This window comes from Alteromonas sp. Cnat3-28 (assembly GCF_022348265.1).
Lineage (GTDB): Bacteria > Pseudomonadota > Gammaproteobacteria > Enterobacterales > Alteromonadaceae > Alteromonas > Alteromonas macleodii.
On record NZ_JAKREY010000004.1, the window covers coordinates 200,945 to 213,026 of the forward strand.

Below are 12,082 nucleotides of genomic sequence, written 5' to 3' on the forward strand. Positions count from 1 at the left end.
ATTTTTGTATGACTAAAAAAAACGATAATAGCCCTAAAGATGCGCTAGCGCGGATCACAGTCGCAATCAATTCGGGCGACTATGATGACGCACTTTCTCTTTACCGCGATGTTTATTCGCACTACCCTGATTATCTGTCGCCAGAACCTGACGTTCTGCTTTCTAAATCTCAAGCTACACATATTCATAACGCCGCGAATTTGGCTCGACGTGATCTATTTGCAAAAACCGCATCAATGGGTTCGAGTGAAAGAATTAAACGTGCTATCTCGATGTTTTGCGGCGCGGAACAAAAGAGGTTTGATAAGGCACTTCAAGCCCCTAGTTTTTTATTTATTCCAAACCTTCCCTCCGCGCCGTTTTCAGATATAAGTGTGGTAGAAGGGCTTGAAATATTAATTGAAACACTTAGTACCCATAAAGACGCTTTTATGTCTCTATTGTCACGTGCTAACGAACAGTACATTCACGAAATAGGCGTTGTGCCTGACACCGAAGAGTGGGCAAGGTTAACGGAAAATTGGAATTCGCTCCATGTTATGAAAGCAGGCAAGTTTACCGAACATAGTGATAACTTGCCCAGCGAAGTAAAAGCACTATTTAACTCGCCAATTCTGGCCCATTGTCCGGTACACGCGCCAGAGGTGGTCATTTCTGTGCTGCAGCCACGTACTAAAATCCCTCCCCATTTCGGCATTTCTAATATTAAGTGGACGTTACATATTCCACTGATAGTTAATGATAAGTCCTATTTACAGGTCGCTAATGAACGCATGTATTGGAGCGAAAGAAAAAAAGCGATTTTGTTTGACGACAGCTATCAGCATAGCGCAGAAAATGAGGCCGAAACGGTCCGGGCAGTCTTAATAATAGACATTTGGAATCCCCATCTAACGCTTAAAGAGCGAGAAGATGTAGCCCATTTTATTTCCAAATATGGCGAATGGTCTGTGCAGTATGGAGCGCTAGCTTCTTTGGATAAAAGGTTAATTAAATAATGCAGTCGCAACCAAATATTGTCATTCCAACCCTCATTAATGCTTTCAACGCAGGGGATTTTCTTTTTGTTATAAATACATTAAAAAAAAACGGGGCGTTAGTTCGTGTAGGCCCTGTAGTCTCTCAATTACACGGCAGTGCGTTAAGGAAAATAGGTAAACTTGATGAGGCTGTTAAAGTCTTTGAGAAAGGCTTAAAGCTGTTTCCACAGTCTACTGACCTAATGAACAGCTATGGAAATTTGTTCCTCGACAAAATGCAAAGCGAAAAAGCTATTTTGTGGTTTACAAAAGCCCTAAAAATCAAGCCTAACGGGTTTGATTACAGATATAATTTAGCAAGGGCTTTTTATGCTGCCAAGCGCTATGGTGAAGCTGAAAAGCAATGTCATCAGCTGCTGACAACACAGCCAAACAAAAACACAGTTTTGCTGCTAATGGCATCAATTTTAGTAGAGGACCATCGCGATGATGTGGCTGAACGTTATTTGAAGCAATTATTAGGCATCGAACCACAAAATGTAAAAGCGCTTAACAACTTAGGAAATATCAAACGCAAAAATAGCCAGTTCGACGAAGCAATATCACTCTACAAACAAGCGTTATCGACGGGAAACCCAACCGCAGAACTGTTCCAGAATCTAGCGGCAGTATTAGCATTAAAGGGTTCAATGAATGAGGCCTTCGCCACTTATAAAGAGGGGATACGGCTTTTTCCTACTAGCGTAAGTTTGCATAAAGAATATGCTCATTTAGCTTGGGTTCAAAATCTGGAAACGCCGTTTTCTTATTTAGAAGCAAACTTATCAATTAACAACCCGGATTTAATTTTAGCTTACACGGAATTTATGATTAGGGTAGAAGAGTACGATAAAGCTAAGCTATGGTTAGAAAAGCTCATTGAAGCTAAACTTCCCACTTATCAAATTGCCGTAGCGGCCAGTTTATCAAATACGCTAAGAGAGCTTGGCTATTTCGAAAAAGCGCTAGCAACCGTTAGTGTCAAAGCTTCTAATCCCACGCTAGAGACGCTTCCTTTACTGATTGAGAAAAGTTACTCATTATTAAGTCTTAAAAGGTACAAAGAGGCTGTAAAAGCGCTCGAGCTTGTGTGCCGAATTTCGCCCCTTAATCAGGGCTACTGGACATTATTATCTACAGCGTACAAAGCCAATGGAGATGAGGCCAAATATAATCAGTTATGCGATTATCAAAGGTTTGTGAGTGTGCAGCCGTTGTTAGGAAACGAGGACACAAACACAAAATTTATAAACATCCTGAAAGCGCACCTCAATACGCTTCACAACAACGAAAAGCATCCTATTGGGCAATCGCTTCGCAATGGTTCTCAGACATTTGAAAACCTTCTCGATTCAGCGCACCCAGTAATTAAAGAGCTAAAAACTTCAATTGAAGCTAGGGCTAAATCATTTCTATCGACACTTACTAAAGAGAAAAAACATCCATTTTTATCCCGTCTGAGTCAAGACATTGATTTTATCGGCAGTTGGTCGGTAAGGTTGCGACAGAAAGGATTTCACAAATCTCACTATCATTCAGAAGGGTGGCTGAGTGGAGTTCTGTATGTGGACGTACCGGCTGAAGTTAAAACAAGTGGCAACGGTTGGTTGGTCTTCGGGCGGCCAGATATAAGTGGCGTCGAAATGCCAGAAGACTTTGCAGTGAAGCCGAAAGAGGGAAATATTGCTTTCTTCCCTTCCTATATGTGGCACGGGACAAATCCAATTGTGACTGATGAGCAAAGATTAACCGTCGCTTTTGATATCGTGCCAGATAAAACGAGTTAAGAGCCTGTCTTAAGCTGGCTCTAACTTAAAAGCAAGGGTATATCGCGGCATGAAGCAAATTCGACTTGGTGGTCTGCCTACATGTTTAATTGCCCCATGGAAAATAACAGTTCTGCCAGGCTTTGGCGTACAGGCGAAAACGCAATCATTTTTGCTGTTATAAAAAAGCGTTTCGCCACCCCATTCAATATCCCATTCCGGGCACAGGTAAACCAGTACAGTAAGTTCGTCTGCTTCAGGTAAACAGTCAGTGTGTGTAAACAGCATGTCTCCGTAAGACGCGTAATTCACATAACCGCGATATGCCTTGTAGTGCTTTCCTGTGGTATTAAATATTTTATTAATAGCGCGTTGATAAACTGCCAGCCCTCGCACCTGCGTATCACTTAGCTCTACCGCCCAGTGTTTGTATTGCGCCGTGTCAGGGCGTGCGATTTCTGTGTGCTTGAAGGCACTTATCTCTAAACCCTTGTATATACCAGTTGCTTCATCTAGGGTGCATAAATCGTCGAATACCCAAACTGGCTTGTCATCTATTGTATAGCTATATGCAGGTTCGCTCACGTTGTAATCATTCTTGTAATGTATGGATGCGGTATAAATAACAAATTGTGCATGGCAAGCCAATGTTAATTTTCAACGCTTTGTTTAACATTTACGATTAAAAACACTGTCATCTGAGATTCAAATACCGACAATATAAGGTGTCTTGCAACAATAATGATGGCTTTTTATGATCAATATTAGTGCAAAGCGCAGCGTACTTTTTGCACCTATCTTTCATTTTCGTGCATTTAAACGTATTAATTTTGGGTGATTATTAAACGATTAAGATGTGGCTAGAATTATGCAAGATTATTTTAAATGCTTATTCAACCTAACTGAACGGAAAACGAGCATTTAAACGAAAATCTGTCAGGTGTAAACAGTGTGTTACTTGACTAAACGTAACATTCCATGTGAGTATAATACGTTCGTAGTACTGACAATTGACGTCGGCGCTACATTCCTGAAACAAAATTGTGAAAGTTTTATACGCCCCTTGCCCGAATATTTTCCTATCGGCGAGGATTCAAATAAGAAATTTGGTTGGGAACTATGTCCAAAATGAGCAAGAGAACTCTTATTGCTTCTACTGTTATGGGTGCATTCGCACTAACAGGTAGCGCAGTCTCTGCAGATACGCTTGAAGATCTTCATAAAGAAGAAGCGAAAATCCACGCGGCTGCAGCGAAATCTCAAGAAAAAATCAATACGTTGTTTGAACAGTCTCAAGAACTACTTGTTGAGTATCGTCAAACAGTAGATGAGACAGAAAACCTTAAAATCTACAACGATTACATCGCAAGCCTAGTTGCAGACCAGCAACGCGGTATCGATTCATTACAACGTCAGATCGACAGCATCGAACAAACTAAGCAGGGCATCGTTCCTCTTATGTTCCGCATGATTGACAGCCTAGAGCAGTTCATCAAGCTAGACCGTCCAATTCACTTAGACGAGCGTCTACAGCGTGTTGAGCGTCTTCGCGACCTTATGGCTAACTCCAACGTAACTGTTTCAGAACAGTTCCGTCAGGTACTAGAAGCTTACCTAGTAGAAGTTGAATACGGTACTAAGATCAACTCTTACCAAGGTACTATCGACGACGCAGGCACAGAAGTTACTGTTGACTTCTTTAACCTAGGTCGTACGGCGCTAGTTGCACTTTCTCTAGACCAAACTCACGCATGGGTATGGAACAACGAAAGCCGCGCATGGGAAAAACTGGGTGACGAGTATCTGTCTTCAGTTGTTGACGCAGTTAAAATGGCTAACAACGTCATTCCTGCGGATCTGATTAAACTACCAATTAGCGCAGCGGAGTAATTGTTAATGAAACCAGTATTCAAATCTCTTTTAGCCGCTGCGACAGTTGCAGTTGCAGCAACCGGAGCGCAGGCTCAGGAAGCAAAGAGCCTGAAAGACCTTCTAGACCAGGTTCAACAGAACCGCGTTTCTGAAGCTCGCCTAGATAAGCAACGCGAAGCTGAGTTCCAATCAGCACGTGCTGACAAGCAAGCACTTCTTCGCAAAGCACAAGCAGATCTTAAAGCTGAACAAGCTCGTGGTGACCGTCTACAGAAGCAATTCTCAGACAACGAAGTTACATTAAACGAGAAAGCTGCTGAGCTAGACCAAGCTACAGGTACACTTGGTGAAATGTTCGGTGTGGTACGTCAAGCATCTTCTGAAGCTTACGGCCGTATCTCTACATCAATCGTAAGTGCACAATTCCCTGGCCGTGGTCAGTTCCTTGCTGAAATGTCAGAAGACTCTAAAGGTCTTCCAAACATTAAAGAACTTGAAGACCTATGGTTTGCTCTTCAGAAAGAAATGACTGAAGGCGGTGAAGTAGTTAAGTTCACTACAGAAGTTGTTAACCTTGACGGCGGTTCTTCACAGCAAGAAGTTGTTCGTGTTGGTACTTTCAACCTTGTTGGTGAAGCTGGTTACCTAGCGTATGACGCTGAAGCTGAAGTTGTTCAGCCTCTTGGTCGTCAACCAGATGGTCACTTTGTAGCTTCTGCTGACGAACTAATCGGCGCTAGTTCTGGTTTTGTTCCTTTCTTTGCTGACCCTTCTCAAGGTGCAATCCTTGGTCTATTGAAGCAAAAAGCGACAATGTCTGAGCGTTATCATGCTGGTGGTCCAGTTGGTTACACAATCACAATTATGCTTGCGATTGGCCTACTAATTGGTATCTACAAAATGATCACACTAACGATCACTGGTGGAAAAATGCGTTCACAGCTTAAGAACGTAAACAATCCCTCAGAAGGTAACCCACTAGGTCGTATCCTTAAAGTTTACCAAGAGAACAAGACTGCTGATGCAGAAAACCTTGAGCTTAAACTTGATGAAGCGATTCTTCGCGAGCTTCCAAAAATTGAAAGCGGCATCAACGTTATCAAGATCTTCGCAGCGATTGCTCCTCTACTAGGTCTACTAGGTACAGTACTAGGTATGATCGAGACATTCCAAACCATCACACTATTCGGTACAGGTGACCCACGTATGATGGCAGGAAGTATCTCTATGGCTCTTGTAACTACTGCTCAAGGTATTATCGCGGCTCTGCCTCTAATCCTTACTCATAGCATCGTAGCTTCTCGTAGCAAGTCAATCATCCACATTCTTGATGAGCAAACTGCGGGTATCGTAGCTGCTCACTCAGAGTCGGAGAAAGCGTAATATGAATTACCTGATTGGATTATTCGAATCGGTCAGGGACTTTATCGCTACCGGCGGTGACGTACTATACTTCGTTGCTGCTGCGCTCTTTCTCATGTGGGTTTTAATGATTGAGCGTTACTGGTATTTAACCTCGGTCTTCCCAAAGGTGAAGAAAAACATCATCGCGAATTGGGATGCCCGAGCAGATACCACATCATGGTATGCGCATAGAATCCGTGACGCGTGGATTTCTCAAGCGTCAGACGATCTTAACGCTAGAATGCTGATTATCAGAACCATTATTGCAATGTGTCCACTAATCGGTCTACTTGGAACAGTAACCGGTATGATCAGTGTTTTCGAGACAATGGCAACACAGGGCACCAGCAACGCTCGTCTAATGGCAGCTGGTATCTCTATGGCAACGATCCCGACAATGGCGGGAATGGTAGCCGCGCTATCTGGACTGTTCATCAGTTCACGTCTTGAAGCGAAAGTGAAGCTGGCAAGAGAAGGGCTAGTTGATAGCCTGCCACATCATTAGAGAGAGAGATTATGGCTCGAAAAGTCAGAACCGAGGAAGAAGATGCACAGATCGACATGACGCCCATGTTGGATATCGTGTTTATCATGCTGATCTTCTTTATCGTTACCACTGTTTTCGTTAAAGAAGCAGGGATCGAAGTCAACAAGCCAGATGCGAGCCAGGCGATTCTTCACAAAAATGCAAACATTTTCATCGCCGTAACTGAAGACGGAAATGTATGGCTAGATAAGCGTGAAGTTGCGCCGGACAGCGTAAGAGCGAATATTGAAAGACTGCTTACCGAGCAGCCTACTGACTACGTAATCATTCAAGCTGACGTAAAAGCGAAGCATGGTTTAGTAGTTGAGATTATGGATCAGGTTAAAGCCGCTGGCGTTAACCGAGTCTCGGTAGCGGCAAGGGGATAAGATGTTACGTATAATTGTATCTATACTTTTAGGTGCTGGTGTTGCATTTGCCCTTTTCGTTCTAATGGCCAAGTTGATTGAAAATTCATCTAGACCAGCAGACGAAGTACCGCCTGCACCGGTTATCGATATTGTAATGCAGGAACCAGACGACCAGACGCAGACGCGTACTCGTGTTCCACCACCACCGCCACCTCCGCCTCCACAGCCTCCTAAAATGGAGCAAGTAGAGCCGGAAACAGCGGAACCTGATGCAGATGGCTTTAGCTTAGCTATTCCAGCTATCGACACAGGTGGTGTTGGTGTAAACATCGGTGGTGTTGGTGCAATGCAGCGTGATGGTGAAGCAACACCTATCGTTCGTATCGACCCGAAATATCCGCCTGATGCAGCCCGTGACGGCCGTGAAGGTTGGGTAAGACTGTCTTTCACTATCAATGAAGTTGGTGGTGTTGAAGATATCGAAGTTATCGAAGCTGAACCTAAGCGCGTATTCGACCGTGAAGCACGTCGTGCTCTACGTAAGTGGAAATACAAGCCTAAGATCGTTGATGGCAAGCCAGTTAAACAATCTGGCATGTTCGTACAGCTAGACTTTAAACTGGAGCAATGATCATGATGAAACGTACATTCAAAATGTCAGCCGTTGCTTTAGTGCTAGGCGCAGGTGCGGTGCTTTCAGCACCCGCTGCCCTAGCGCAGTCAGCACCTGTTGTTTGTCCTGGATATGAGAAAGGAAAAACAACGCTTGTAGGTGAGCGTACCGGTAAAAAAGTTCAGAAAGCTTTTGAGTTCTACAATGAAGACCAAGTTAATGAAGCACTAAACGTACTTTACGAAATCGACGCATCTGACGATTTCGATAGAGCTTACGTAAAGCGTTTTATTGGTAACTTACTTGCTGCGCAAGAAGGTCAAGGTGGTAAAGCTTTAGGGTATTTGGTTGAATCAGTTGAACCAAAAGTTCTAAACGACCTTGAACACTCTCAAACACTTAAATTACTAGGTGATTTGAGCATGCAGGAAGAGAAGTACACTGATGCCATTAAATGGTATAACAAGTGGATGGACTTCACGTGTAAAGAAGACGCAGACGTATATACGCGTTTGGCACAGGCTTACTTTGAATCTAAGCAACTAGCGAAGATGGTTGAGCCAGCAGACAAAGCGATTGCTTTGTATGAAGAGCCAAACAAAAACCCGTATGTATTAAAGCTAACTTCTTTCTACGAGCGTAAGATGTACCCTGAAACGGTTGCTGTGGCGGAAGATCTTGTTAGAACTTTCCCTCAGGAAAAAACTTGGTGGTCACGTCTTGGCTTTTTCTACATCTTAGTTGAAGACTATAAGAAAGGTCTTTCAACGCTAGAACTTGCTTATATGCAGGGCTATCTAGAGAAAGAGTCAGAAATAAAGACGCTTGCTCAGCTTTATCAAAGTAACGGTATGCCTTACAAGGCGGCCAAGTTGCTTGAAAAGCACGTGAAAGAAGGCTTGCTAAAAAATGATGCCGATATGTTAGCAAACGTAGCTAATGCTTATCACCAGGCAAAGAACTTCAAAATAGCTGCCGACTTGTATGCACAAGCTGCTGCTAAGAGTTCAGACCCTGAGCATTATCGTAAGCAAGGTACACTTTTGCTTGTAGCGGAAGACTACAAAGGCGCTATTAAAGCACTAGAGAATGCTCTAGAGCGTGGTGCTGAAGACCCTAAGAAGATTCACTTCACGTTAATGGAAGCGAACTTCTACGCAGGTAACTTCAAGTCTGCTTACAAGCACGTACAAGAAGCTAAGAAAGATCGCTCTCTACGCCGCAACGCTGCAGCGTGGGAACCTTATATCAAGGAAAAAGCGAAGAACCGCGGTATTAGTATCTAATATGTGGTTTTAACAAAAAAGCCTCCCTTTGGGAGGCTTTTTTTTGCCCTTAATTTAGTAAGTGAGCTTTTCTCGAATAGGATTATATTTATAGGGCTTTAACACCAGTCCGCATAGGTCATTACCCACTCAGCTAGAATTAAAATGTTTGTAATCGCGGCTTGTTAACGCAGGTATAGTGGCTCTACGCCAAGCTGATTATTTGTACTTTCAGGCTACAGACTTTCTATTATTTGAAAGCAGGCAGAAGTGCTTCTCTTATAATAATAGTGACTTCTTTTAACCCACTTGCTTTTAGGTTTTCTTCGTTGAATGTAGAAACAAGTTGCTTCGAATTCATATCTGAATGTGTAAGTACTTTTCTGAGAAAGCGCTTCGTGTTAATGATTTCAACAAGACGCCATAGCGTATACAGTATTGTGTTATTTGGCTTGTTCAGTTGAGTATTTGCGCTTGGTGTAGGGTGAGTCTCTGCATAACGCGCAATTTTATGTAATATCGGCCAAACATCATCTAAAGTGCGTGTGCCTTGGGTAAAATGTACTAACTTTTCTACATAGATTGTCAGTATGCTAATGGGCACGTTGTCTAACTGGTTATCGAATTTAAAGCTCTCTTTTAGCGCTACCAATTCAGAAAGCAGTTTTTTTGCTCTGTTGGAATGAGGATATAACGCTAGTGCACTGGTTTCGCCACTGGCTTTATTAGGCTTTCGCCCATAGTCTACAATCTCAAATCCATTTCTTGTCCAAAAGCTGTCTAACTTTTGTGTCGTTCCATAAGAAGTACAGATAGCGTCAATACTTTGCTTTTTGGCTTCATTACTAACTCTTTGTAGCAAGTAACTGCCCATACCCTTACTCTGCGCCACCGTATCGACGGCAATACGATTAATACGCCAATATCTAAACGTTGCTGTTTTTGCATCAGCAGACAACAGAGCAAGTCGCTGTGCGCCTAAATGCCCTTTAGGACGACGTTTTCCAGACGCAATCCCCAATGCGGTTCCGTTCAGGTAGTCGCTACCTTCAGCGTTTATGATTGCAGCACCTATCACGTTGTCGTTGAATTTAAGTATGGCAACAAGTACATCCGGGCTATCCATCAAGCGCATAAAATCATCGGGCGTAGTTTGATAATGGGCTAATGAAAGTAGCGACATTATTTGCTGAAGCGCCTCTTCGGAAATGCTTTTAAACGAACTTATGGAAAAATCGTAATCTATCGGTGGGTTAATACTGTTTTTGAAATTAATCTCGCCAATATTGCGCGCTGCATCTCTGTCCTCAAATAAACAAGTCGTATTGAAAAAGGCTTCAATGGGATCATGTTCGAACCATCGTAACGGCGTTGATAGTCTTAAATGGATAGCTGATGGCGGTAAACTAGGGATGAGTTTGTGAATAAAACCACTGCCTGAACCTTCATAACCCAAAAGCGTAGTACTAAGCACCCACTGCTTGTGGTTGGCTATGATCCGGTATACATCCGGGAGGGGGATTGAAGCCGCTTCATCAACAATTACAACGTCGTACTTTTCATCTTCTGTGGTATATAACAAGGCACTGTCAGGGGGCACCCATTTTACACTGCCAAACGTCGCTGCCTCATTCTTATCACCAAGGAATAGTTGGGTTTGAATGTTAGCGGTGGATGGTTGTTGTGTTCTGACACCGGCTATTTCGTACTGTTGAATACGTGAAAGCACGTTCTTCACATTATCGAACCGTTCACTGGTTAATAGTACATTTTTACCCTGTCTGATTAGGCTTTCAATGAATATACCTAATAATGATGACTTGCCTCTGCCTCTTGGGGCGGTAATCAGCGCGTTTAGTTTATTAAGTGAGTGTGCTTGATATAAACGACTGTATGCCTGCTCTTGCTCTTCTGATTTAAATAGTGAGCCTCTATAGACGTTTGATGTTAAGCCTTCGCTAATACGGTACATAGCCGTATCTGGAAGCGTGGTTTTTTCTTCAGTGTGAAATGCCACGTAGTCGTTGTTACGCAGGTGCTTTATAAAACGTTCGAGGTATCGACTCTGTTTAAGCGTAAACCCCTCCGACAGGAACGAGACCGAAATATTGTTAACCCATTCACTCAATGCAGGGCAAATAAGTATTAAACAACCACTGCGTTTAACGATACCCGCCACTGCCATCACGTCGCCAGGTTTGAATGAATCGCGACAGTCTAATGTGGCAATGTCACATTCGCTCCCCAGCACTTGTTTGCGGTTCTTTCCCTTAAGTGTATCGCCAGCAAAATTCACAACGCTTATAGATGAAACTTCATCTACAAAGGCTTGAACGCTACGTATGGCAGCTTCACAAAAATCATCATTGCCAGATATTACAAGCATTCTCCGGTGAAGCGGGCAAGTCACGTTTGATAAGTGCGAAGCGTGAGAGCTTTTTTTGCAGCCATTTTCGCCGCTATTTTCAAAGTAGGGGGCTAATAGCCATTCGCGTAATTGAGTTAGCGCCATGAATCAGTTTTTTCGGTATAATCTAACGCTATAGTAGCGATTTATTATGAGGAATTCGAATGCGCTTTCTTTCTCGGCGTCTAGTTATGCCAAACGACCTTAATTACGCCAATTCTTTGTTCGGTGGCCGCGCGTTAGAATGGATAGACGAAGAAGCTGCAATTTGGGCTATTTGTCAGCTAGAAACTAATTGCTTGGTAACTAAGCATATTGGTGAAATTAGTTTCGAATCACCGGCTATGCAGGGTGATATCGTAGAGTTTGGTCTAGAAACTAAAGCTGTAGGCCGTACGTCTATTACCGTAAGCTGCTTGGTACGCAACAAAGCAACCAAGAAAACCATCTGTTTTGCAGACGATATCGTTTTCGTAAAGGTTGACCCTGATACGCGTCAACCAACCGCACACGGCAAAACGTTGGAAGGTTTAAAAGCACAAACTGACGATGAAGTACGTCGCCTAAATATGAATATTGACGCTGAATAGCCCTAAGCTTTCAACGCCTTATATCATATATAAAACCTTACGTTAGCTTAACGTCTTATCTGCTTGACGGCGTGTATCGAACTGGTAGACTCCGTCGCAGAAGTTGAGTTTGCTAGTTTTAGCAGCGCAACACTATACCAAGGGGTGTCCGTTTTCGGTCTGAGATCCACATTCGTGGGAACCCTTAAACCTGATCCGGATAATACCGGCGTAGGGATGGTTCACAATATAGCCTTATCACCTGCCGTT

Annotated in this window: 11 protein-coding genes and 1 riboswitch; of the genes, 9 read left to right on the forward strand and 2 right to left on the reverse strand. The window is 43.1% G+C overall.

The genetic code is table 11. From position 1 onward, the window contains the following. Positions 1 to 8: 8 nt before the first annotated feature. Together MHM87_RS06295 and MHM87_RS06300 are read left to right on the forward strand one after the other, a co-directional pair. On the forward strand, positions 9 to 998 hold the full coding sequence (locus MHM87_RS06295) for an aspartyl/asparaginyl beta-hydroxylase domain-containing protein (protein ID WP_239258107.1): 990 nt from the start codon (positions 9 to 11) through the stop codon (positions 996 to 998). Continuing rightward, positions 998 to 2,806 carry a putative 2OG-Fe(II) oxygenase gene (locus MHM87_RS06300; RefSeq protein ID WP_239258109.1) on the forward strand — a complete coding sequence of 603 codons (1,809 nt, stop codon included), beginning with the start codon at positions 998 to 1,000 and terminating at the stop codon, positions 2,804 to 2,806. The genes MHM87_RS06295 and MHM87_RS06300 overlap by 1 nt, the downstream gene beginning before the upstream one ends. Before the next feature lie 9 nt (positions 2,807 to 2,815). Here the strand turns inward: MHM87_RS06300 and MHM87_RS06305 are convergent, their stop codons facing one another. Beyond that, positions 2,816 to 3,370 carry a 2OG-Fe(II) oxygenase gene (locus MHM87_RS06305; RefSeq protein WP_239258111.1) on the reverse strand — a complete coding sequence of 185 codons (555 nt, stop codon included), beginning with the start codon at positions 3,368 to 3,370 and terminating at the stop codon, positions 2,816 to 2,818. A 543-nt stretch (positions 3,371 to 3,913) separates the two neighbouring features. Here MHM87_RS06305 and MHM87_RS06310 point away from each other — a divergent pair. From MHM87_RS06310 to MHM87_RS06335, 6 genes are read left to right on the forward strand one after another with little or no spacing between them, the layout of a single operon-like run. Continuing rightward, the gene (locus tag MHM87_RS06310) at positions 3,914 to 4,675 is read left to right on the forward strand and encodes a DUF3450 domain-containing protein (protein WP_014948702.1); all 762 of its coding nucleotides are present in this window, start codon (positions 3,914 to 3,916) and stop codon (positions 4,673 to 4,675) included. 6 nt (positions 4,676 to 4,681) lie between these two features. Then, positions 4,682 to 6,040, forward strand: coding sequence for a MotA/TolQ/ExbB proton channel family protein (locus MHM87_RS06315; protein ID WP_014975938.1), 1,359 nt, complete (start codon positions 4,682 to 4,684; stop codon positions 6,038 to 6,040). A 1-nt stretch (position 6,041) separates the two neighbouring features. Then, a complete protein-coding gene (locus MHM87_RS06320) occupies positions 6,042 to 6,566 on the forward strand; it encodes a MotA/TolQ/ExbB proton channel family protein (protein WP_012517736.1) in 525 nt (174 codons plus the stop codon). A gap of 11 nt (positions 6,567 to 6,577) precedes the next feature. Continuing rightward, positions 6,578 to 6,976, forward strand: a complete 399-nt coding sequence (locus MHM87_RS06325) for a biopolymer transporter ExbD (protein WP_012517737.1) — start codon at positions 6,578 to 6,580, stop codon at positions 6,974 to 6,976. Between the two features lies 1 nt (position 6,977). After that, entirely contained in the window at positions 6,978 to 7,589 is a 612-nt protein-coding gene (locus MHM87_RS06330) for an energy transducer TonB (protein ID WP_239258113.1), read from the forward strand. 2 nt (positions 7,590 to 7,591) lie between these two features. Then, positions 7,592 to 8,857, forward strand: a complete 1,266-nt coding sequence (locus MHM87_RS06335) for a tetratricopeptide repeat protein (RefSeq protein WP_239258115.1) — start codon at positions 7,592 to 7,594, stop codon at positions 8,855 to 8,857. A gap of 229 nt (positions 8,858 to 9,086) precedes the next feature. Here the strand turns inward: MHM87_RS06335 and MHM87_RS06340 are convergent, their stop codons facing one another. Next, positions 9,087 to 11,348: a GNAT family N-acetyltransferase gene (locus MHM87_RS06340; RefSeq protein ID WP_239258117.1), complete on the reverse strand. Its 2,262-nt coding sequence runs from the start codon at positions 11,346 to 11,348 to the stop codon at positions 9,087 to 9,089. 59 nt (positions 11,349 to 11,407) lie between these two features. Here MHM87_RS06340 and MHM87_RS06345 point away from each other — a divergent pair, with 59 nt between their 5' ends. Next, positions 11,408 to 11,833, forward strand: coding sequence for a hotdog domain-containing protein (locus MHM87_RS06345; protein WP_012517742.1), 426 nt, complete (start codon positions 11,408 to 11,410; stop codon positions 11,831 to 11,833). 130 nt (positions 11,834 to 11,963) lie between these two features. Continuing rightward, positions 11,964 to 12,067: riboswitch (TPP riboswitch) on the forward strand. Positions 12,068 to 12,082: the final 15 nt, after the last annotated feature.

Bases quoted from the DNA above. Each gene is read 5' to 3' on its own strand.
- MHM87_RS06295 (WP_239258107.1), top strand. From the start codon at position 9: ATGACTAAAAAAAACGATAATAGCCCTAAAGATGCGCTAGCGCGGATC.
- MHM87_RS06325 (WP_012517737.1), top strand. From the start codon at position 6,578: ATGGCTCGAAAAGTCAGAACCGAGGAAGAAGATGCACAGATCGACATG.
- MHM87_RS06345 (WP_012517742.1), top strand. From the start codon at position 11,408: ATGCGCTTTCTTTCTCGGCGTCTAGTTATGCCAAACGACCTTAATTAC.
- MHM87_RS06310 (WP_014948702.1), top strand. From the start codon at position 3,914: ATGAGCAAGAGAACTCTTATTGCTTCTACTGTTATGGGTGCATTCGCA.
- MHM87_RS06340 (WP_239258117.1), bottom strand. From the start codon at position 11,348: ATGGCGCTAACTCAATTACGCGAATGGCTATTAGCCCCCTACTTTGAA.
- MHM87_RS06330 (WP_239258113.1), top strand. From the start codon at position 6,978: ATGTTACGTATAATTGTATCTATACTTTTAGGTGCTGGTGTTGCATTT.
- MHM87_RS06300 (WP_239258109.1), top strand. From the start codon at position 998: ATGCAGTCGCAACCAAATATTGTCATTCCAACCCTCATTAATGCTTTC.
- MHM87_RS06335 (WP_239258115.1), top strand. From the start codon at position 7,592: ATGATGAAACGTACATTCAAAATGTCAGCCGTTGCTTTAGTGCTAGGC.
- MHM87_RS06320 (WP_012517736.1), top strand. From the start codon at position 6,042: ATGAATTACCTGATTGGATTATTCGAATCGGTCAGGGACTTTATCGCT.
- MHM87_RS06315 (WP_014975938.1), top strand. From the start codon at position 4,682: ATGAAACCAGTATTCAAATCTCTTTTAGCCGCTGCGACAGTTGCAGTT.